Consider the following 20,485-nt stretch of genomic DNA (forward strand, 5'->3'; position numbering starts at 1 on the left):
GCTCAGCCGATGGACACCGGCGGCAAGCGATACGGCTTGCCGTATTGCTCGACCGCGTCCATATAATCGGCGCGCGCGCCGGGGAAATTGATCATCTTCCACGCACCCATGTCCTTGTTGCCGCCGTGAACCGGGTCGCTGAAATAGCCTTCGCGCGTGTTCTTCAGCAATTGGTCGAAAAACACCGGACCGGGTATTTCACCCATCGGCAATTGGCCGTGTTCGAGCGACGTCAGCACGCGATCTTTCGTGGCGTCGTCGAGTTGCGCAAAGGGTTTGCCGTGTGCCTGCATCACCGCCGCATCCAATCCTTGCAGCCCCTTGCGATAGAGATCGCGCGGACCATACGGCAATTGATAACCCATCTGCGGCGGCGCATCGGCGACAAACGGACCGTGCATGTACCAGAGCTTGCCGAAGCCATATGGCAGCATCATCTGCTTGTCGATAAAGCCCGGCACGCCGGCTTCGAGTGCGCCGGGGCCGAGCGCATCGGCGGGAATCAGACGGTCCGTGAGCGCGCAGAGCGTGGTCCATTCCGCTTCGTTGAAATAGACGGGCTGCGAAGACGCTGTCGCCGACGCGCCCGCCGCCTTGATCACCGGCGCGAGCACGCCCGCGCTCGCCACGGCGGCGGCGGGCGCCGCTGCCGCGACGCCGCGCAGAAATGCCCGGCGGCCGGGCGTAATACCAGGAGATTTCATGCGATGCTCAAAAGGAATGGTTGATGCCGACCTGCACGCCCGTCTGGCTCATGCCATAGGGTTGCGTCGAATCGAGCGCGTTGAGGCTGACGGTGTCCGCGCCGTGGTTGTCGAGCACGCCGACGAACGAATAAAGAAACGTGCGCGCCGACAAGTTGTATTGGCCGCCGAGAATCAGCCACGTCGGTTCGCCGCGACCGTCGAACATGGTGTGATGAATCACTTCGCCAAGCAGATGCGTGTGCGACGACACCGCATAAGTCGCCCCGGCCCAATACAGATTGCCGCGCGGACTCAAGCCGAGATCGCCGGAAATATTCGCGTAGCCGCCCATCAGCGCGAGCCGGTCGAAGCGATATTTGGCCGCGACGGTTGCGCGTCGCTCCACGCGATTCGCCTCGGAAATGCCCGTCGTGGTATCGACTTCGCCGCGCGTGTCTTCGTAGATCGCGCGCATCGAAAGCGGGCCGCGGTCGTACGAAAGCGACACACCCATGTAACGGCCCGCGCGCGAATCGCCGGCAATCTGCTGCCCGAATGAATATTCGGCGCTCGCGCTCATGCCATCGACAACTGGCGAGCGATATTTGACCGCATTGCTCGGCCAGTCCGATTGCGCCGGAAACAGATTCGTCGAGAGCAGCGAATATTGCGCCATGCTCGTCGCGTCGAAATCGAGCAGCGCCTGGAACATCAGATTCCATTCACGGCCGAGTTCAATCGATCCCCACGTGGGATCTTCGATCCCAACGAACGCGTAACGATTGAAGAAAGAACTCGAATCGGCCTGCTGGCCCGTATTGACGACATAACCGCTTTCGAGGTCGAAGTAGGCTTTGCGGCCGCTGCCCAGATCCTCCGATCCCTTGATGCCGAATAGCGAAGGAATGGCATTGCCCGATTGCAGGCCAATTTCGGCGTGCCCGCTGCTGCTCGAGTGCGTGAGATATTGCAGGCCTTCATCGACCGTACCGTACAGCGTCACGGACGACTGGGCGTGCGCGATCATGGGACCGGCACCGCACAACAAGACGACAAGCCACTTCTTCATCGAAAAACGCCTTCAACATGAATGCCCCCTTCTCCGCCTTCCTGTTGACGATGTTGCTGATCACGCCCGGAGTGACGCAGTCGCCGATTGCGGAGAATGTGCTCGTTCGGGGAAAAATCCGAGCCGGGCGGATTCTATACACGACGCATTCGCGTAGATTGAGGAAAAGTAAAACCAACTTTTCCTGCCATTCATGAATGAAGGAAGTCACCGCGCGCAGATGAATCGCGCTTCATTCACGGCGTAATCGCGCAAAGCGGTGCTGGGCGGACGATTCGCCGCAACGCGTGTGGCGGCGTGGCATCGGCGTCTCGTGCCGTGGCGCGACTCGATTGATCGCGGCAATCTCACATGAAACTATTTTCATCTGCAGCGCCAGACTTTTATGTTGTTAATATCTCGTGGCTCGAATTTCAAAATCTCTTGCTGCGGCGTCATGCTAGAAAGGCACGGTGCGCGTTTCAGGATTCATTTCGTTGTTTTCGTTTTTCATTGCTGATCGCGGGTGTTGCGCCCGGGTGTTGCATCCGTGTTGTGTCCGGGTCTGCGTCCATTCGCGCGCCGCGTTCAGCCCTTCCGCTGTTCAAGCCAACCCCACTTCCAAGGTACGTTCATGTCCCTTCGTTTCCGGGCCATCGCGCTCGTCGCCTCTTCGCTCACCGCCGCCCTCTCCGCTTCGCTCGCCAGCAGTGCCGCGCTCGCCGCATCGCCGAATGCAGCCGAATTGCCGACGACTCACGTCCTCACGCTGGCCGCCGCTCGCATCATCGCCAACGATGCGACGAGCGACGCCACGCTGCGCGGCACGCCTGGTGCGGTCGCCATCGTGGATGCGGGCGGCCATTTGCTGCTGCTCGAACGCATGGACGGCGCGTCCGCTGCGTTCGCCGATATCGCCACCGGCAAGGCGCGCACGGCCGCGCTGTTCAAGGTGCCCACGAAGAAGCTCGAAGCCGCGATCAATGGCGGTCGTCCGGCGGCCATCACGGCAGGCCTCACGATGATGAACGGCGGTGAGCCGATCGTGTTCGACGGTCAGGTGATTGGCGCAATCGGCGTCAGCACGGCAGTGCCGCCCAACGATGCGCCGATCGCGGAGCAGGCGAGCCAGGCGCTGGGCCACGTCGCACCGTAAAACAAGGGCTATTCTCTTCGCCGCGCATCGCCGAGGCGAAAAAAAACGGGACGCGGTATCGACACCGCGTCCCGTTTCGTCTGATCGATCGCCGTACGTGGCGGCGTCTTCACGCGCCGCCCGCGCGCTCCAGTTCCGCACTCAGAAAATCGACGAAGGCCCGCACACGCGTCGATAGCTGATGCCGCTGCGCATAGACCGCGTAGATATCCGCGCCCGGCGTGCGGTAGTCGGGCAGCACCACCACGAGGCGGCCGTCCGCGATGTAATCCTTCACGTCCCATTCCGCGCGCATCAGAATGCCGTGGCCGTCGAGCGCCCACTTCACCGCGATCTCACCGTCGTTCGTCGTGAGATTGCCATTCACGCGTATCGCCTCGCTTTTCGCGTTGGCCCCGCGCTCCGCCGTGAGCCGCCACACACCATACGCCTCATCGCCCTGACGAATGCCGATGCAGTTGTGACGCGCGAGATCGTGCGGCGACGCAGGCGTGCCGTGCCTGGCCAGATACACGGGCGAAGCGCACAACAGCCTGCGGTTCGGCGCGAGACGGCGCGCAATCACGCGCGCGTCGGGCGGTTCGCCGAAACGAATGCAGACGTCGAAGCTGTCGTCGGTAAATGGCGGCGGCGTGACGGACAACTGCAATTGCACCGACACCTGCGGATAACGCGCGACGAAACGCGAAATGGCCGGCGCGATATGACTGCGCCCAAAACCGAGCGTCGCGTTCACGCGCAGCAACCCGGTTGGGCTGCGCCGCGAACTGCCGAGCAGCTCGCTCAATTCCTCGACCTGATCGAGGATGCGCCGCGCGTGTTCCAGATACACCTCGCCTTCGGGCGTGAGCAACATGCGCCGCGTGGTGCGATTGATCAGCGTGACGCCCGCGCGTTGTTCCATCTGCGTGAGGCGCTTGCTGACGGCGGCGGGCGTGAGTCCTAATTCGCGCGCGGCCGCGCTCAGGCTGCCGCAAATCGCGAGTGTCGAAAAGAAGCCGAGATCGGCGGGAGAAACCACTTCAGTCACGGCGCGGTCTTTGAATTCAGGTTAATGATGGATTAAGTCTAGCACCGGTTACAGCACTTCAGGTTCGGTAAAGTGCCTCTCATCGAGCAATCACTGAGGACGCGGACACGTCGCACGGCACGACCGCTGCACACAGCGTTCGTCAGACGTTTGCCAACATTCAGTCCAACAGATGATCTAGCGAGACCGATATTTGACTCACGGCGCCCAACCATTCGACCAATCAAACCGGCGCTTTCCCCAAGGTGGAGACACATGCAGACTCATCACGACCTCGAAGCGCGCGTGTCGCGCAAACTCATGTGGCGAATCATTCCATTCGTCATGCTGCTGTATTTCGTCAGCTTTCTCGATCGCGTTAATGTCGGCTTTGCGGCGCTGTCGATGAACAAGGACATCGGTTTGTCGCCGAGTGCATTTGGATTGGGCGGCGGCCTGTTCTTCATCGGCTATTTTCTTTGCGAAGTCCCGTCGAATCTGATTCTGCATCGCGTCGGCGCGCGCATCTGGATTGCTCGCGTCATGATTACGTGGGGCATCGTGTCGGGCATTTCGGCTTTCGTCGTCGGACCGACCAGTTTTTACGTGCTGCGCTTTCTTTTGGGCGTGGCCGAAGCAGGATTCTTCCCCGGCATCATTCTCTATTTGAGCCTGTGGTTTCCGTCGCGCCAGCGCGCGGTCGCGGCTGCGTGGTTCATGGCCGCTGCACCGCTGTCCACCGCAATCGGCTCGCCGCTTTCGGGCGCGATCATGCAATTGCCTTCGGTGTTCGGTCTCGCCGACTGGCAAATGCTCTATGTGCTCGAAGCGGTACCTGCGGTATTGCTGGGCTTCGTGGTGCTGCGCCGTCTGACCGACAGCCCGAAGCAGGCCACGTGGCTCGCCGACGACGAACGCACCTGGCTCATCGCGAAACTTCATCAGGAGGCAAGCGAACGCCAGAACCACGCGGGGCACACGGCGGGCGCGCTGAGCGCACTGCGCGATCCTCGCGTGCTCGCACTCGCGCTGATTTATTTCGGCACGTCGGCCGGTTTGTATACGCTCGGTCTGTGGGCGCCGCTCATCATTCGGCAATACGGTTTTACCGCGTTCGAAACCGGCTTGCTCAACGGCGTGCCGAGCCTCGTCGCCGTGCTCGTCATGATTTTCTGGGCACGCAGTTCGGATCGTAGCGGCGAACGCACGTGGCACGTCATCATTCCGTGCGTGCTCGCCTGTGTGGGCTTTATTTTCGCGGGCCAGGCCACGACGGCGATGTTCGTCATCGGCGCGCTCGTCATCGTGAACGTGGGGATCAGCGCAGCGAAAGCGCCGCTCTGGGCCATGCCGAGCATGTTTCTTTCGGGCGCAGGGGCTGCAGCGGGCATCGCCATGATCAATTCGCTCGGCAACCTCGGCGGCTTCGTCGGCCCGGCCGTGATCGGCTGGCTCAAGAACGAAACGGGCAGCTACGCAGCGGGCCTTTACGTCGTAGCAGGAACGCTCGCGGTCTCGTCCGTCGTCACGTTGCTGCTGAGCCGGCGCACGCCTGCCGACGCCGTCATGACGCAAGTTCGCCACGACCATTGATCGCTTGCTGAAGCTGATTCATAGCGGAAAAAAGGTGCGCCCGATGCGGCGCACCTTTTCCATTTCATGCGTCGCTAGTTGTGTGGTGCGATCACTGCGCGTTGAGCCACGCCACGAGATCGCGCAATGCGTCGGGACGGATCTCATGCGACATACCGCGATAAACATGCGCTTCGGGTCGCAGACCGAGCGCCTGCAATCGCGACACCGCCTCGTGTTCATACGCGACCGGGATCACCGTATCCGCGTCGCCGTGCGAAATAAAAATACGCAATGGCTTGAGCGACGGCGATGCACTGACATGCGGCGCGAGCGAATCGAAAAACGCGCCGCTCATTACGCCGATGCCGCGAAATGCCTTCCGGTCCGTCAAGGCGACTTCGTACGACATGATCGCGCCCTGGCTGAAGCCGACGAGATAAACACGGCGCGGATCGAAGTGATATTTGTCGATCAACTGCTGGCGCAATTGTTCGATCGACGCCGTGCTTTGGCGCAGCGAAATGGGATCGCCGTCGAGCCGCCCATTCGGCGCGACGCTCTCGAACCACTCGTAACTGTCGTCGCCCAACACGCCAGGCGCACGCGCAGAAACGATCGCGTACTGCTTCGGCAAGGCGTCGCGCAGCGAAAACAGATCCGCTTCGTTACTGCCCCTGCCGTGCAACAGAATGATCAACGGCGCGTGCTCCGCCGCCTTGAGCGAATCATCGGGCAATTGCAGCAAATAAGGCAGCACGAGATCGCGATGAAGGGGTGCGCCGCCGTCCTGCGCGGAATCGAATGGCGCCGATTGCGCGGTGGCGGGCCCGGTGAGCAGCGCGCTCGCGCTCAACGACGCCGCGATCACGAGACGTTTGAACATGAATGAAGGATCAGGTAGGTGGATTGCACGAAAACGGCCGTAGCGAAACCGGCGGACCATGCCGCGCCGATTACGTCGGTGAAACGCTGCGCCACAACGCGCACATGCGCGCGGTTTGCCGCCGATGCATCGCCCAGCGCAACAGCAACACCACGGCGGCAGCAACATCGAGCGCGATGCACAGCGTGGATCGGCAATGCTCGACCTTCCACGCGGCGCTCGCCAGCAACGCGGCGCCGAGCAGCAGGACCGCTGCGGTCGACGCCATCATCGGCATGCAGAGTTCGGCGTACGCTTGCTGCGAGGGCGTCGTGGTCCGCTTCGCGCGCCACACGACCGGCAGCACGGCGAGCGCGCACACGCACGCCAAGCCCACTCCGATCCACGACATCTCGCCGACGAATAAACCCAGCATATACGCGCCCGCGCTCACGCCGAATACCCAGGCCAGCAACGCCAGCATTTTGCGGAAGACGTAAGTGGACGCGAATTGCGCGGCGAGTGTGCGCGGCGGGCCGAATCGATCGAACAGTTTGTCGAGTGCTGCGTCGGCTAAATCGGCTTTATCGGCGCCATCGGCTTTGGCCGTTTGCGCCGCGCGACTATTCAACGCCGATTCCCGCGAATCGAATTCATCGCCTGACGCGACGCATTCATAAAGATGATCGGCCATTTCGTCGCAAACATCGCGCGCGTAGTGCGCGTCGAATTGCAACGCCTCGCCAATTTCATCCAGCCAGGCTTCGACCGCGGGATGCTTCATGCTTTTTTTGACGGCGTGACAGGCCGCAGAAAGCGGTCGATCGCACTCGAAAAACGGGCCCATTTCGCCGCCTTTCCAGCGAGCTCCGTGCGCCCGGCATCCGTGATGCGATAAGTGCGGCGCTTGCGGCCCGATTCGGACACCGCCCACTCGCTTTCGATCAAGCCTTTCTGTTCGAGGCCATGCAGCACGGGATAAATCGTGCCTTCGGGAAAATCGAACAGGCCTTCGCTGACCTCACGCAGATGCGTGATCAGCGCATAGCCGTGCATCGTGTGTTTGTCGAGCGCGGCAAGAATGGTCAAGTCGATATGACTTGAAAGCGATTTGTCTGTTTTCACCAGAAATAGCAGTAAAGGTGCGGAGCGAATGCGGTCACTTTACCGCACGGCGCGCGCGACGTGCTCTTGACGACGCATCGACATATACCTAGAGTATCTAGGTAATTTGCCGGTCTGTCCATCGCGCGTCGAAACGATCTTGCCTTTGGCTGTTTTCATGTCGTCGCGGCCAGAAAGGCGCAATGCGAACTTCCCTAAGAGGACATGGCCTTTGAGAAAACTTCTTCTCGTCGTTCTGTTGCTGTTGAACGGCGCCGGCATGGCGTACGCCGCGCCGCGCGTAGCGGAGCCAACACTCATCGAGCGCGGCCGCTATCTCGCACAGGCCGCCGACTGCGCGGCGTGTCATTCGGTGCAAAACGCGCCGGCCTTTTCCGGCGGCCTGAAAATGAACGTGCCGATCGGCGCGATCTATTCGACCAATATCACGCCCGATCCGCAAACCGGTATCGGCCAATATACGGAACGCGATTTCGCCCGCGCGCTGCGTGAAGGCGTCGCGCGCGACGGCCACGCGCTCTATCCCGCGATGCCGTATACCTCGTACAGCAAGGTCTCGGATGCCGATGTCGCGGCGCTCTACGCGTATTTCATGCACGGCGTGCCGCCCGTGCATCGCGCCAATCTCACGGCCACGATGCCGTGGCCGCTCACGATGCGCTGGCCGCTCACGCTCTGGAACACGCTATTTCTCGACGATCGCCGCTATACACCCGACACGCGGCAGAGCGTCGAATGGAATCGCGGCGCCTATCTGGTTCAGGGCCTCGGCCATTGCAGCGCATGCCACACGCCGCGCGGCGCGGCCTTCCAGGAACTCGCGCTCGACGAGCACGGCGCAGCCTTCCTTTCGGGCGCGGCGCTCGACGGCTGGTTCGCGTCGAATCTCACGGCGAACGCCCAAACCGGCATTGGCGCATGGAGCGCGGACGATATCGCCACCTTCCTGAAGACCGGCGCGAACGCGCATGCCACGGCATTCGGACCGATGACCTCGGTGATCAATCACAGCACGCAGCATTTGTCCGATCAGGATCTCGCGTCGATTGCGGTTTATCTGAAGTCGTTGAAAGCGGAGAACCGAAACGCCAGCACGACGAGTGCCGTCGATCCCGCCGCCATGGCTCACGGCGCGCAAATCTACCGCGACTTTTGCGTGGCCTGTCACCTCGCGAACGGTAGCGGCACCGCGCCCTGGCTCGCGCCATTGGTCTGGAATCCTAATGTTATGGAAAACGACCCGCTCTCGCTTATCAACATCACGCTCAACGGCACACCGCATCTCACGATCGACGGCCAGCCCGCGCCCTATCCCATGCCCGCGCACCGCGCGGCGCTCAGCAACGCCGATATCGCGGACGTGCTCACCTACACGCGCAACAGTTGGGGCAATCACGCGCCGGCCGTCGCCGCGCATGAGGTCGACACGCTGCGCAAGCAAACTGGAACGCAACCATGACGGCCACGACACCCGACGAATTCACCCTGCACGTCAACGGCCAGTCCGTGCGCGTGCGAGCCACGCCCGACACGCCGCTGCTCTACGTGCTGCGCGATCAATTGTCCTTGAAGGGTCCGCGTTTCGGCTGCGGACTCGGTCAGTGCGGCGCCTGCTCGGTGCTCGTCGACGGAAGCGCGCGGCGCTCGTGCGTGATGCCGGTGGCGTCGGCCACGCACGTCAAGATCACGACGCTCGAAGGCATGGGCACGCCCAGCGCGCCCGACCCGCTGCAAACCGCCTTCATCGACGAACAGGCCGTGCAGTGCGGCTACTGCATCAACGGCATGCTGATTGCGGCGCGTTCGCTGCTGAACGCGAATCCGCATCCCGACGAAGCGCAGATCAAGGACGCGCTCGCATCCAATCTGTGCCGCTGCGGAACGCATATGCGTATCGTGCGCGCGATTCTCAAAGCACGAGGTGCGTGAATGTCGATCGCTGAACCGCTTCAATTTTCGCGCCGCGATTTTCTGCGCCAGGGCGCGGCGCTCGTCATCGGCTTTTCGTTTGCGCGTATCGCGCCCGCGCAGAATGCAACACGCTCGCCCCCTGCTATCCCAGACGAAATCATCGATGAAAACGCCTTGCCCGTCGCGCGCGCGAAAACGCTCGACGCCGCGCGCGTCGATGCATTTCTCGTGCTCGAAAGCGACGGCGCGCTCACGCTCTACACGGGCAAGGTCAATCTCGGCACCGGCAACACCACAGCGCTCGCGCAGATGGTGGTCGAAGAACTGGAGTTTCCGATCGAGCGTGTGCGCGTCGTGCAAGGCGACACTGCGATGACCGTCGATCAAGGGCCGACCAACGGTTCGATGTCGATTCAGGGCGCGGGCATTCAGTTGCGCCAGGCGGCCGCCACGGCGGCGGCGGCGATTCGCGCGGCCGCCGCGCGCGTGTTTCATATCGCGCCCGGCGACGTTCGCCTCGACAACGGTCAGGTCTTTCGCGATGCGCGCGATACGCAAGGCATCGCGTATCACACGCTGCTCGCGAGCCAGCCCGTCGCGCTCGATCTCGACCCGAAGGCGGTGCTCAAGCCACCGAAGCACTATAAGGTCGTGGGCCAGCCGATCAAGCGCGTCGACGTGCGCGCGAAAGTCTTCGCCGAATTCACGTTCATGCACGACGTTCACGTGGACGGCATGGTGCACGCGCGCATCGTCCATCCTGCTGCGTATGGCGCGCAATTGCTCGACGTCGACGAGCAGCACGCGAAGCAGGTGCCCGGTTTTCTGCGCACCGTGCGCATCGGCAATCTGCTCGCGGCCATCGCCACCGACGAGTGGTCGGCGATACGCAGCGCGCGCGCCTTGCGCGTGAAGTGGTCGGCATGGTCGGGCCTGCCGGAGCAAAGCAAACTGTTCGACGTCGTGCGCGCGTTGCCTGTTCACGATCGCGGGCAGTTGCTCGATCGCGGCCAGGCCACCACCACCATCGAGCATGCCGATAAGGTGATTCGCGCGACTTATTGCTGGCCGATGCAAACACACGGTTCGATCGGCCCGTCGTGTGCGATCGGCGACTGGCGCGGCGGCAAGCTCACGGTCTGGTCGTCGACGCAGGCGCCGCATATGACGCGCGACCAGATCGCCGCGATGATGAAGATCCCGAAAGCCGACGTGCGCCTCATCTATGTCGAAGGCGCGGGCTGCTATGGCCGCAACGGCCACGAGGACGCGACCGCCGAAGCCGCGCTGCTTTCGCGCGCCGTGGGCAAGCCCGTGCGCGTGCAGTGGATGCGCGAGGACGAGCACGGCTGGGACCCGAAAGGCGCGCCCGTGGTCTCCGACGTGGCGGGCGTGCTCGACGCGCAGGGCAACATCACAGCGTGGCAGTACACGACGTGGGTGCCCTGGCGCGTCTCCGGCAACGCGGACGTGCCCTTGCTCGCCGCCGAACTCATGCGCGACTCGGCGATGGTCGACGAGCCGAACAACGCGGGCGGCATGGAGTTCAACATGGTCGCGCCTTACGACGTGCCGAACATGAGCGTCGCGGTCAACCGCACGACGCGCACGCCGTTGCGTCCTTCGTGGCTGCGCGGACCGGGACGTGTTCAGCATACCTATGCAAATGAGTCGTTCATGGACGAGCTCGCCGTGGCCGCGCATGCCGATCCGCTCGAATTCCGCTTGCGCCATTTCTCCGATCCACGCGCCCAGGCCGTGTTGCACGCGGTCGAACAGCGTGCCGCGTGGCAGCGACGCCCGCTGTTTTCGCTGCGCCAGAGCGCGGATATCGTGCGCGGACGCGGCATGGCCTGCGTGCGCTATGAACCGAATCACGCCTACGTGGCCGCTGTCGTCGAAATCGAATTGAATCGCGCGACCGGCGTGATTCAGATCGGCAAGGTGACGGTGGCGCACGATTGCGGTCTCGTCGTGAATCCCGATGGCGTGCGCAATCAGGTCGAAGGCGAAGTCGTGCAGACGCTCAGCCGCACGCTGTTCGAACAGGTGGACTTCTCGCGCTCGGCGGTCACGAGCGTCGACTGGCTCACTTACCGCCTGCTGAAATTTCCCGAGCTGCCTTCGCAGGTCGACGTGATGCTGCTCGACCGTCCCGATCAGCCGCCCGTCGGCGCGGGCGAACCCACCTGCGCGGTCATTCCTCCGGCGCTCGCGAGCGCCGTGTACGACGCCATCGGCGTGCGTCCTCGCACCATTCCATTCACGCCCGCTTCGATACTCGCGCTATTGGCCGCGTAATTCGCTTTACCGCCAGAACACCGGGCGAATTCATCCTTAACCAGAATTCAAAGATGGATTGAATTCCGCCCCGGTTACAGCGTTTTCAGTTGGGTAAAGTACGCACAGATCCCATGCTTCCCGACGGACGGAGACACGTAGCGCGGGCCACGCGAACAGGCCGATCAAAACGGCTCGCGATTCCCGCCCTCTCGCGCCTTCTCACGCCGCGACGCGCATCGGCAATCTGCCTACCTATCCCCACAGTCACAGTATCAGGAGAAATCGTGGACAAGGAATCGAGTATCCAGTCCCTGACCGACACGATGGCGAAGTTCACGGCCTATATCGGCAAGCGCCTGCCGAAAGACGTGAAAGCCAAACTGTCCGAACTTCGCACGATGGAGACGAATCCGCTCGCGAAGTCGGTTTACGACTCCATGCACGGCAATCAGGAAGCCGCCGACAAACTCAATCGTCCGAGCTGCCAGGACACGGGCGTCATTCAATATTTCGTGGAAGCCGGCGCGCATTTTCCGTTGCTCGGCGAACTCGAGGAAATTCTGCGCGGCGCGACCGAAGGCGCGACGAAACTCGGGCCGCTGCGTCACAACGCGGTCGAAACGTTCGACGAAAAGAACACCGGCACGAATACCGGCACGCAGATTCCCTGGCTCGACTGGCGCATCGTGCCGGAAAAGGATAGCTGCACGATCGATGTCTATATGGCGGGCGGCGGCTGCACGCTGCCGGGCGCAGCGAAGGTGCTGATGCCGGGCCAGGGTTACGAAGGCGTGGCCGAATTCGTCATGGACGTGATCACCGAACGCGGCGTGAACGCGTGCCCGCCGCTGCTCGTGGGCGTGGGCGTGTCGACCTCGGTCGAAACGGCGGCGCGTCTGTCGAAGCTCGCGATCCTGCGCCCCGTCGATTCGAAGAGTGACAATCCGCGCGCGGCGCTGATGGAACAATTGCTCGAACAAGGGCTGAACGAAGTCGGCATCGGCCCGCAAGGTCTCACGGGCAACAACAGCGTGATGGGCGTGAATATCGAATCGTCGGCGCGTCATCCGTCGACGATCGGCGTGGCGATCAACACGGGTTGCTGGGCGCACCGGCGCGGCAAGATCCGCATCAACGCGGACCTGTCCTACGAAATTCTTTCCCACGAAGGGGTGGTGCTGTGAAGAAGGTCCTTACGACTCCCATCAAGTCCGAAGATCTCGAGGATCTCAATGTCGGCGACGTCGTCTATCTGACCGGACGGCTCGTCACCTGCCGCGACGTCGCGCATCGCCGCCTGATCGAACAGGGCCGCGAATTGCCCGTGAATCTCGAAGGCGGCGCGATCTTTCACGCGGGCCCCATCGTGCGCAAGAAAGACGACGGCAGCTTTGAAATGGTCTCCATCGGCCCGACGACGAGCATGCGCATGGAGAAGTTCGAGCGCGAGTTCATCGAGCAGACCGGTGTGAAGCTGATCGTCGGCAAAGGCGGCATGGGGCCGGAAACAGCGGCGGGCTGCCAGGAACACAAGGCCGTGCACGCGATTTTCCCCGGCGGCTGCGCGGTGCTCGCGGCGACGCTCGTCGAGGAAATCGAAGGCGCGGAATGGCAGGATCTCGGCATGCCCGAAACGCTGTGGATCAATCGTGTTAGAGAATTCGGACCCCTGATCATTTCGATCGACACGAAGGGCAATAATCTGATTCAGCAGAACAAGACGGTGTTCAACGAGAAGAAGAAGCCCATTCTCGATCGCATCAGCAAGGAACTCAGCTTTATCAAGTAAGCGATAGCGCTGTGAAAGACCGCGCGGCGCGAGCCGTATTCGAACCGCGCGGTCTACATGAAATTGCGCGTATGCAGCGACGCGAGTTCTCGCGCTTCGGCCGCGTCGAAACCCAGGCGCACGAGCCGCGTGTAACGGCCATCGGCCATCTCGCGCATCAGATCCTGCACCCGCGCATAGCCGCGCGCCACGGCGGCCGGTGTCAGTTCGCCCGCCGCCACGAGTATCAGCGCATCGAAGACTTCTTCGTTGAGGCCCGCCGTGCCCGCCAGCGCACCGTGACGCGCCTCGATCGCGCGCGCCAGCCGCGTGCGCAAATACGGCTCGCTTTTGAGCCGATAAAGCAGATGCGACATACCGAGCGCCACGTGCCGCGCTTCGTCGCGCGCAGCAAGACGCGCGATCTGCCGTGTCAGCGGATCGGGGCCGTGCGCTTGCAGGAATTGCAGCAGCGCCACGAACGTGCCCTCGCCCATCACCGAAAGCAGAAAGCTCGCGAGCGAAAAATCCGCTTCGTCGAGCAGCGTCTTCAGCGAGGCTTGTCCGCCCGCCGTCGATAAGGCCGGTTCGTGCCCCTTGTGACGAATGCGCCGCGTAAAGACTTCGATATGCCGCGCTTCGTCGGCGACCTGAATCGCGAGCGCCGCCTGCAATTCCCGATAATGCGGATGCAACTGGCCGAGAAAACGCGCGGGCACGATTAGCGCAGCATTCTCGTTTTCGACCATATAGGTCATGATCTGCACCACCGCCGCTTCGACGGGCGCGGGCAATTCGAATTCCACCGACCAGTCGATGGCCTCATCGGGATTCCATTGCGCCGCGACGGCCTGCGCATAGAGTTCGCCCGCGTTTTCCGCCCAGACTTCCTCTTTGCGATCCAGACGAAATGCGTATGGCGGCGAGCCCGCCTCCACCTGCGCCCCGCGCGCCGCCAGCCCCCAACCCGGCGACGCACGCGGCAAGACCGCATCGGGCGCACGCGGATCGCTATGACCGCTTTGCTGCGCGTCGCGCCAACGTCCGTCACGGCCATAGCGGCTGTCGCGTTCGACGAGCGCGTAGCGCCGTTCATCGCCATCCGCGCCATCCGCTCCATCGTTGTCCGTTTGCCACTGCAGAAGATGGCCTTGCGCGCGGCACCAGTGCGCGAGCATCACGTCCCAGCCGGGCGACGCGCCAATCACGCGCAAGCGCTCGCCCGGCCTGAGCGCGTCGAGCGCGTGCCGGACCAGCAGATGCGCGCCCGCGTCGAAACCGAGCAACTCAATATCGATAAGCGGGCTCGATGATCCGGCCTTGATCGTCATAGAACGCCTCCTCCGTGACCGCGCGATCGAGCAAGGCATAGCCGCTCGCGCGGCCGGGCAGCCAGCGCCGGAGCCCTTCCAGTTCGAGCAGCGGACGCACGCTCGCGTCGTTCCAGTCCATCGAGCGCAGCAGCGCGCCAAAGCGTTGCGCGTCGTCTTCCGGCACGCCGGGGCTCACCGTCATGTTGCAGTGATCGAATGCGCCCGTCGTCGCGACGATGCGCGTGCCGCCAGCGGGCAGCGTGCCTTCGTCGGCGAACGCCTTGTAATTGCCTGCGATCATCCACGCCGCGTCGATCTCGCCGTTCACGAGCGCATGGGCCGCATCGCGTTCGCCGCCGATATGATCGCCGTGCTTGCCGCCGAGCACGTCGAAACGGCGCGCGCGAAAATCCTGTTCGGCGACGAGACCGCCCTCGTGACGCAGATGATCGAGCGGAATCAGCGTCGCCTGAGGCGAATCGATCGCGCCGAAACCGATCGTCGCATCGCGCAGATCGTGCAGCGCCTGTACGCGACTATCGCTTCGCACAATTAGTACGGAATGCAGATCGATATCGGTATCGCGCATGACGAGCGATTGAACCGTTTCGCCGCGCGCTTCGGCCATGCGCTGCGCCCGTATCCACGCGAGCGGGGAATTCCAGGCGAAGGCGATATCGCCGGCGAATTGCGCCTCGACCTGGGTTTCGTAATTCGAATACAGCAGATAGTCGATCGCCAGTCCCTGCCCGGCGAACCACGATTTAAAGCCTTCCCAGATCGTGACGACCTTGGGTGCATAGGCGACGGCGCCGAGCATCAGCGGTGCGTGTCGTGACATGGCGTGTTGTCTCCGTCAAGCGAGCGGCATGCCGCAGAGCGCGCGGCCGATGAAGTCGTAGAGGACGTCCGAGGTCGGTCCCATGATGGACGCGGCGCGCGCGTCGCGGAACAGCCGCTCGATGCCCACTTCCTTGCGGAACGCCGCGCCGCCGCAGAGACGCATTGCCGTGTCGGTGACGTCGAGCGCCGCTTCCGCCGCCGCGGCCTTCACTTCGAGCACGCGCAGCATCGCGTCGGCGCGGCCCGCCGACAACGCCGCAAGCGTATCGTCGCGCAGCGTGCGAGCCTGGTCGGCGCGAAGTTGGGCGCGCGCGAGATAGGCGCGGATCGTCGGCAGATCGCACAGCGCCTCGCCGCTCTCCGCGAAGCGGCTCGCGGTGATGTGCTGCGTTGCGCGTTGCAGCGAGCCGTCGGCGAGTCCGATCGACGTCGACGCCACGAGGTTTGCAAACACCGGCAGCGCGTCGCCGTTCATGATGTCGCCGCCGCTGCCGTCCGCGCCGAGCATCGCGCTTGCGGGCACGCGCAGGCCTTCGGCGCGAATCGGCGCCGATGCGTTGCCGCGCAGACCGAGGCCGTCGAACGCGCTCGGTGCTTGTAGCCCTTGAGCGCGGCTGTCGACGAGCCAGAGCGTGCTCGCGCCTTCCGCGCGCGCGGGCCGCGACGACCAGACATAGGAATCCGCTTCCGAGGCGGACGTCACCATGCTCTTGCTGCCGTTGAGCACGAAGTCGTCGCCGTCGGGACGCGCCGTGCCGACCGGCGCCCAGAAGTGGCTGCGCGAGCCGGTCTCCGACCACGCGAGCGTGGTGAGGTGCTCCCCGCGCGCGACCGCGCCACGGATTTCGACCGGGCCATACTTTTCGATCAGCGACGCGCCCGCGTAGTGCATGGTGACGACCATGGCCGTCGACGGGCAATCGCGCGCGATGCGCTCGACGACCTGGCACGCCTGCGCGAGACCGAGTCCCATGCCGCCGACTTCCTCGGCGCTGATGAGACCGAGCAGACCCGCCTGGCCGAGCGCGTCGACGGCCGCGCGCGGAAAGCGCCCAAGCTGGTCAATATGCGGGGCTTCAGGGGCGATGATGGTGCAAATAAGCGGTTCCAGCACTTCGATGTAGGACATCGGAACGTCTCCCGGGCAAGGTTCGCATAAACGGTTGTCCGGTCTGTGCTGAAGCCGCGAGCGGCGCGCGGCTAACCATGGCGCGCCCGTGGGGCGCTCCGGTGCATCTGTCGCATGCAGACCTGCAACAACGACTCTCGCACTTGATGAGGCCCGCTGCACGCAAGCGTGGCGGCGGGTCGAGGCATTATTGCACTTGCCGGAAATGTCTGGGCGCTGGATGCGGGGCGTGGATTGAGCGTGCTTTGGCGCGCGATTAAATGTTTAAGATCGATCGTTCGCGACATTCAAACTGGCAGCACGCAAAAGAAATCGAAAGGAGAATGCACGTGAAAGAAACATCAAGGCACGGTCTTTGCTATTAATTTTTCCGGGAGCGGTTCGTTAACCTTCCTGAGAGCGGCTTGAAGCGCTCTCGCGTCGAGGACAATTCATTCAGGAAGCCAAAGGCATGCAACGCAATTACGACTACAAGGGATATGCCATTCGAGTCAGCACCGAATGCATCTCGGAGCCGGCGCTGCGGAAAATGAGAATGACCGATAGTGGTTTCGTGGCCATGGTATCGATTCATAAGTCAGACAATTCGACGCCGTGCTTTCCGCAAATCCGCCTGGCCGATCTTGGCGACCGATGGTTCGTCAACGAAGTCGATGCGCTGATGCGCGGTTATAGCGTCGGCCGCCGCATCGTCGAAGAAGCGCTGGGCCAACGCGCAGCGTAATCCGACGCAGGAAAGCCGCTAGCCGTCGACGCCTTCAAGTCCGCTGATTTCGATGCCGGTGCCGACCGGCAGCAACACGCTTTTCATACCCGGCTGGCTTCGCACGGCGGTTTGAATCTGCGCTTTCGCCTACGCGGATTGATGCTCGAACTGCTCCACCGTCGTGATCGCGGACGCGAGCGACGCGTTCGCCCAATTCAATCCCCGCCACGCGGACTGAACGTGCGCGGAAACACCGCCGGCGCGCTTCGATCGACGATGGAATAGCCGAGCGCCGGCCGATTCGATTCTCCGGCGACATAACCCGCTTCCTTGAGAAACCCCGCCGCGAGCATCCGCGTGCGAAAGCCGCTTTTATCGACGGGCCGCCCCAGCACGATTTCATACATCCGCTGAAGCTGCGGCAACGTGAACGGCTCCGGCAGCAGGAATGCAGGCAGCGACGTGTATTCGACCTTGCTGCGCAAGCGCTCGACCGCCGCCTGCAAAATGACGTCGTGATCGAAGGCGAGTCCCTGCGCCGCGATCACCGCATCGACCGCGAACCACGCCACCTCAGCCGCATTCGCGCCCTTCGCGAGCGTCACGTCCTGCGCCGCGATCAGCGCGAACCAGACGTGCGTGGCCGACCAGCCGCGCGGGTCGCGCACCGCACTGCCCCAACTCCCCAACTGCTCCAGATACGGACTCGCCACGCCGGTCTTGTCGTACAGCTTGCGGCGCGCGCACTCCTCGAGCGTCCTGTCGACCACTACGTCGACAAAACCGCCCGGCAGCGCCCAGCGTCCCGGGAACGGCTCGCCGGGCTCGTCCGGGCGCTGGACCAGCAAGACCTGCAACGCGTTGTCGAGCACCGAAAAGATCACGACATCGACGGTCGTATGCGGCTGTGAGAACTCGCGCGGCGCGCGCGCGCGTCGTCCGGCGGAAGACTTCGTGTTGGCCATGTGCACCTCGAAAACTTGACGTCCCTGAATCGAGGTTGTATTGTACAACCCATAGAAGTTGTACTGTACAACTCACACCCCGACACGCCACACAAGGAGCCCATCATGTTCGGTATCCGGTACATCAAGTCGCAGCCGACGGTCCACCTCATGCAGTTCCGCGCCGGCCAGATGGTGCGCGAAGGCGCGGGCCTCTCGTTCTTCTATTACGCGCCGGCGACGACGCTGGTTTCGGTGCCCGTCGCCAGCCAGGATCGCCCTTTTATCCTCGAACTGGTGACGGCGGATTTCCAGAGCGTCACCGTGCAGGGACAGGTGACCTACCGCGTGCGCGACCCGCACCGCACGGCCGCGATGATGGACTTTTCGCTCGGCAAGGACGGCCGCAGCTATGTGTCCGACGACCCCAAACGCCTCGGCGACCGCGTGGCGATGCAGGTCGAAGTCATCGTTCAGCAGACCGTGCAGGCGCTCGATCTGAAGCAGGCCTTGCGCGCCTCGGCGGCAATCGCGCAAACCGTGCAGACGGGCCTCGCCGATCAAACCGAAATCGCGGCGCTCGGCCTGGAAATCCTCGGCGTCTCCGTGATGGCCGTGAAGCCGACGCCGGACATCGCCCGCGCACTCGAAGCGGAGGCCCGCGAATCCAACCTCAAGGCCGCCGACGATGCCGTCTATCTGCGCCGCATGTCGGCGGTGGAAAACGAGCGGGCGATCCGGCAAAACGAACTCGATACCGATATCGCCGTCGAGCAGAAGAAGCGGCAAATCCGCGAAACGCAGATGGAAGCGAAGGCCACGCTGATGCGCAAGGAGAACGGGCTGCGCAACGAGCAGATGGCCGCCGATATCGAGCTCGAGGAAAAGCGCAAGGCGTTCGTGTCGGGTCAGGCGCAGAACAGCCGCACGCTCGCGGAAGCCGAGGCGCACCGCGTCGCCGCCGTCATGCAGGCGCTCGAAAAGGCCGACCCGCGCATCGTCAGTGCGCTCGCGGCGGCGGGCATGCAGCCGGGCCAATTGATCGCCCAGGCGTTCGGCGGCATCGCCGAGCGCGCGGAACGCATCGGTCAACTCAATGTGTCGCCCGATCTGCTCCAGGGCTTGCTCGGCAGCACGGAAAGGAAGGCAGCATGAGCGCCGATTCACGCAAGGTCGTGCTGGTGACGCGCCGCACGCGCTATGAAGATCTGATCGCGCGGCACCACACGCTCGCGCAGGCGAAGTTCTACATCGAGCACCTCGGCGCGGACTTCTCCGATTACCTCGCCGAGCACGCCGCCTACGCGCGCGCGCTGGAACTGACGGTTCGCGCGCTGGAAGACTGGGGCCGCTATCAGATTGTCGATCGCAGCTATCTGCCGAATTTCATCTTCGCGCCCGACGATATCGTCGTCGCGCTCGGGCAGGACGGGATCGTGGCGAACTCGATGAAGTACCTCGACGGCCAGCCGCTGATCGGACTCAATCCCGAACCCGGACGATGGGACGGCGTGCTGCTGCCGTTCGAGCCGCCCGAACTCGGCACGGTGCTCGCGGATGTCGCGCGCGGCCGCCGCCCGACGCAGGCGGTCACCATGGCGGAGGCGCGGCTCTCGGACGGACAGGTTCTGCGCGCGGTGAACGATCTGTTTGTCGGCCCGCGCACGCACGCGTCCGCGCTCTACGAAATCGAACTGGGCGAACGCTGCGAATCGCAATCGTCGTCGGGCGTGATCGTGGCGACGGGTCTGGGCTCGACCGCGTGGATCAAGAGCGTGGTGACGGGGTCGATCGGCGTGAGCATGGCCGTGCAGGGTTCGCGCGAGACCTTCCGCTACGAGGCGCGGTCCTGGGACAGCCCTGAGCTGACCTTCGCGGTGCGCGAGCCGTTTCCGAGCCGGGCGTCGAAAACCGAACTCGTATTCGGCCAGGTGAGCGCGGCGCAGCCTTTGCGGCTGCGTTCGCGCATGCCGGAAAACGGCGTGATTTTTTCCGATGGAATGGAGAGCGATTATCTGCGCTTCACGGCGGGCATGGAAGCGACCGTGACTGTGGCGGATACGCAGGGTTGTCTCGTGGTTTAGGCGCGTGGTTTAGCCCAGCGCCCAGGAACACGGAATGCGGCGA

19 protein-coding genes are annotated in these 20,485 nt (G+C 63.3%); 10 read left to right on the plus strand and 9 right to left on the minus strand.

The features are described 5' to 3' along the window. Positions 1–2: 2 nt before the first annotated feature. On the minus strand, positions 3–704 hold the full coding sequence (locus LDO54_RS30600) for a gluconate 2-dehydrogenase subunit 3 family protein (protein WP_224015070.1): 702 nt from the start codon (positions 702–704) through the stop codon (positions 3–5). Positions 705–711: 7 nt separating this feature from the next. Further along, positions 712–1,755 (minus strand): porin, encoded by a 1,044-nt coding sequence (locus LDO54_RS30605; protein ID WP_224015073.1) that lies wholly within the window; start codon positions 1,753–1,755, stop codon positions 712–714. 613 nt (positions 1,756–2,368) lie between these two features. Between LDO54_RS30605 and LDO54_RS30610 the strand changes: the two genes are divergently transcribed. After that, complete coding sequence (locus tag LDO54_RS30610; RefSeq protein ID WP_224015074.1) at positions 2,369–2,890, plus strand: GlcG/HbpS family heme-binding protein; 522 nt, start codon at positions 2,369–2,371, stop codon at positions 2,888–2,890. Between the two features lie 109 nt (positions 2,891–2,999). Here the strand turns inward: LDO54_RS30610 and LDO54_RS30615 are convergent, their stop codons facing one another. Beyond that, the gene (locus LDO54_RS30615; RefSeq protein ID WP_065057441.1) at positions 3,000–3,920 is read right to left on the minus strand and encodes a LysR family transcriptional regulator; all 921 of its coding nucleotides are present in this window, start codon (positions 3,918–3,920) and stop codon (positions 3,000–3,002) included. Between the two features lie 255 nt (positions 3,921–4,175). On the opposite strand from LDO54_RS30615, the gene LDO54_RS30620 reads away from it, so the two are divergent. After that, the gene (locus tag LDO54_RS30620) at positions 4,176–5,492 is read left to right on the plus strand and encodes an MFS transporter (RefSeq protein WP_224015076.1); all 1,317 of its coding nucleotides are present in this window, start codon (positions 4,176–4,178) and stop codon (positions 5,490–5,492) included. Between the two features lie 91 nt (positions 5,493–5,583). On the opposite strand, the gene LDO54_RS30625 is transcribed toward LDO54_RS30620, so the two are convergent. Next, entirely contained in the window at positions 5,584–6,357 is a 774-nt protein-coding gene (locus LDO54_RS30625; protein ID WP_224015078.1) for an alpha/beta hydrolase, read from the minus strand. Positions 6,358–7,116: 759 nt separating this feature from the next. Further along, positions 7,117–7,392, minus strand: coding sequence for a helix-turn-helix transcriptional regulator (locus tag LDO54_RS39100; protein ID WP_356792108.1), 276 nt, complete (start codon positions 7,390–7,392; stop codon positions 7,117–7,119). A 328-nt stretch (positions 7,393–7,720) separates the two neighbouring features. Here LDO54_RS39100 and LDO54_RS30635 point away from each other — a divergent pair, with 328 nt between their 5' ends. The 5 genes from LDO54_RS30635 to ttdB all read left to right on the plus strand — a co-directional run bounded on the left by LDO54_RS30635 (position 7,721) and on the right by ttdB (position 13,444). Next, complete coding sequence (locus LDO54_RS30635) at positions 7,721–8,920, plus strand: cytochrome c (protein ID WP_224015233.1); 1,200 nt, start codon at positions 7,721–7,723, stop codon at positions 8,918–8,920. Further along, entirely contained in the window at positions 8,917–9,390 is a 474-nt protein-coding gene (locus LDO54_RS30640) for a (2Fe-2S)-binding protein (protein ID WP_224015082.1), read from the plus strand. Before LDO54_RS30635 ends, LDO54_RS30640 begins: the two co-directional genes overlap by 4 nt. Then, complete coding sequence (locus tag LDO54_RS30645; RefSeq protein ID WP_224015084.1) at positions 9,391–11,673, plus strand: xanthine dehydrogenase family protein molybdopterin-binding subunit; 2,283 nt, start codon at positions 9,391–9,393, stop codon at positions 11,671–11,673. A 305-nt stretch (positions 11,674–11,978) separates the two neighbouring features. After that, a complete protein-coding gene (gene ttdA / locus LDO54_RS30650; RefSeq protein WP_065057448.1) occupies positions 11,979–12,839 on the plus strand; it encodes a L(+)-tartrate dehydratase subunit alpha in 861 nt (286 codons plus the stop codon). Beyond that, complete coding sequence (ttdB, locus tag LDO54_RS30655; protein WP_027818402.1) at positions 12,836–13,444, plus strand: L(+)-tartrate dehydratase subunit beta; 609 nt, start codon at positions 12,836–12,838, stop codon at positions 13,442–13,444. The genes ttdA and ttdB overlap by 4 nt, the downstream gene beginning before the upstream one ends. Before the next feature lie 53 nt (positions 13,445–13,497). Here ttdB and LDO54_RS30660 read toward each other — a convergent pair whose 3' ends face one another. The 3 genes from LDO54_RS30660 to LDO54_RS30670 are packed head-to-tail and all read right to left on the minus strand — an operon-like array spanning position 13,498 to position 16,708. Next, a complete protein-coding gene (locus LDO54_RS30660) occupies positions 13,498–14,754 on the minus strand; it encodes a ferritin-like domain-containing protein (RefSeq protein ID WP_224015086.1) in 1,257 nt (418 codons plus the stop codon). Further along, the gene (locus LDO54_RS30665; RefSeq protein WP_224015088.1) at positions 14,711–15,577 is read right to left on the minus strand and encodes a phosphate/phosphite/phosphonate ABC transporter substrate-binding protein; all 867 of its coding nucleotides are present in this window, start codon (positions 15,575–15,577) and stop codon (positions 14,711–14,713) included. Before LDO54_RS30665 ends, LDO54_RS30660 begins: the two co-directional genes overlap by 44 nt. A gap of 15 nt (positions 15,578–15,592) precedes the next feature. Further along, complete coding sequence (locus tag LDO54_RS30670; protein ID WP_224015090.1) at positions 15,593–16,708, minus strand: acyl-CoA dehydrogenase family protein; 1,116 nt, start codon at positions 16,706–16,708, stop codon at positions 15,593–15,595. A 451-nt stretch (positions 16,709–17,159) separates the two neighbouring features. Here LDO54_RS30670 and LDO54_RS30675 point away from each other — a divergent pair, with 451 nt between their 5' ends. Beyond that, positions 17,160–17,432 (plus strand): hypothetical protein, encoded by a 273-nt coding sequence (locus LDO54_RS30675; RefSeq protein ID WP_224015092.1) that lies wholly within the window; start codon positions 17,160–17,162, stop codon positions 17,430–17,432. Between the two features lie 197 nt (positions 17,433–17,629). Here the strand turns inward: LDO54_RS30675 and LDO54_RS30680 are convergent, their stop codons facing one another. Then, positions 17,630–18,379: an NUDIX hydrolase gene (locus LDO54_RS30680; protein WP_224015094.1), complete on the minus strand. Its 750-nt coding sequence runs from the start codon at positions 18,377–18,379 to the stop codon at positions 17,630–17,632. A 105-nt stretch (positions 18,380–18,484) separates the two neighbouring features. On the opposite strand from LDO54_RS30680, the gene LDO54_RS30685 reads away from it, so the two are divergent. Further along, a complete protein-coding gene (locus LDO54_RS30685) occupies positions 18,485–19,513 on the plus strand; it encodes an SPFH domain-containing protein (protein WP_224015096.1) in 1,029 nt (342 codons plus the stop codon). Further along, positions 19,510–20,442 carry a sugar kinase gene (locus tag LDO54_RS30690; protein WP_224015098.1) on the plus strand — a complete coding sequence of 311 codons (933 nt, stop codon included), beginning with the start codon at positions 19,510–19,512 and terminating at the stop codon, positions 20,440–20,442. The genes LDO54_RS30685 and LDO54_RS30690 overlap by 4 nt, the downstream gene beginning before the upstream one ends. Positions 20,443–20,485: the final 43 nt, after the last annotated feature.

This window comes from Paraburkholderia tropica, from assembly GCF_914484835.1.
Classification (GTDB): Bacteria; Pseudomonadota; Gammaproteobacteria; order Burkholderiales; family Burkholderiaceae; genus Paraburkholderia; species Paraburkholderia tropica_A.

Excerpts from the sequence above, each read along its gene's own strand:
- LDO54_RS30645 (WP_224015084.1), top strand. The coding sequence starts at position 9,391 with ATGTCGATCGCTGAACCGCTTCAATTTTCGCGCCGCGATTTTCTGCGC.
- LDO54_RS30625 (WP_224015078.1), bottom strand. The coding sequence starts at position 6,357 with ATGTTCAAACGTCTCGTGATCGCGGCGTCGTTGAGCGCGAGCGCGCTG.
- LDO54_RS39100 (WP_356792108.1), bottom strand. The coding sequence starts at position 7,392 with ATGCACGGCTATGCGCTGATCACGCATCTGCGTGAGGTCAGCGAAGGC.
- LDO54_RS30690 (WP_224015098.1), top strand. The coding sequence starts at position 19,510 with ATGAGCGCCGATTCACGCAAGGTCGTGCTGGTGACGCGCCGCACGCGC.
- LDO54_RS30685 (WP_224015096.1), top strand. The coding sequence starts at position 18,485 with ATGTTCGGTATCCGGTACATCAAGTCGCAGCCGACGGTCCACCTCATG.
- LDO54_RS30665 (WP_224015088.1), bottom strand. The coding sequence starts at position 15,577 with ATGTCACGACACGCACCGCTGATGCTCGGCGCCGTCGCCTATGCACCC.
- LDO54_RS30605 (WP_224015073.1), bottom strand. The coding sequence starts at position 1,755 with ATGAAGAAGTGGCTTGTCGTCTTGTTGTGCGGTGCCGGTCCCATGATC.
- LDO54_RS30675 (WP_224015092.1), top strand. The coding sequence starts at position 17,160 with ATGCAACGCAATTACGACTACAAGGGATATGCCATTCGAGTCAGCACC.
- ttdA (WP_065057448.1), top strand. The coding sequence starts at position 11,979 with ATGGCGAAGTTCACGGCCTATATCGGCAAGCGCCTGCCGAAAGACGTG.
- LDO54_RS30680 (WP_224015094.1), bottom strand. The coding sequence starts at position 18,379 with ATGGCCAACACGAAGTCTTCCGCCGGACGACGCGCGCGCGCGCCGCGC.
- LDO54_RS30670 (WP_224015090.1), bottom strand. The coding sequence starts at position 16,708 with ATGTCCTACATCGAAGTGCTGGAACCGCTTATTTGCACCATCATCGCC.
- LDO54_RS30660 (WP_224015086.1), bottom strand. The coding sequence starts at position 14,754 with ATGACGATCAAGGCCGGATCATCGAGCCCGCTTATCGATATTGAGTTG.
- LDO54_RS30620 (WP_224015076.1), top strand. The coding sequence starts at position 4,176 with ATGCAGACTCATCACGACCTCGAAGCGCGCGTGTCGCGCAAACTCATG.
- LDO54_RS30600 (WP_224015070.1), bottom strand. The coding sequence starts at position 704 with ATGAAATCTCCTGGTATTACGCCCGGCCGCCGGGCATTTCTGCGCGGC.
- LDO54_RS30640 (WP_224015082.1), top strand. The coding sequence starts at position 8,917 with ATGACGGCCACGACACCCGACGAATTCACCCTGCACGTCAACGGCCAG.
- LDO54_RS30610 (WP_224015074.1), top strand. The coding sequence starts at position 2,369 with ATGTCCCTTCGTTTCCGGGCCATCGCGCTCGTCGCCTCTTCGCTCACC.
- LDO54_RS30635 (WP_224015233.1), top strand. The coding sequence starts at position 7,721 with ATGGCGTACGCCGCGCCGCGCGTAGCGGAGCCAACACTCATCGAGCGC.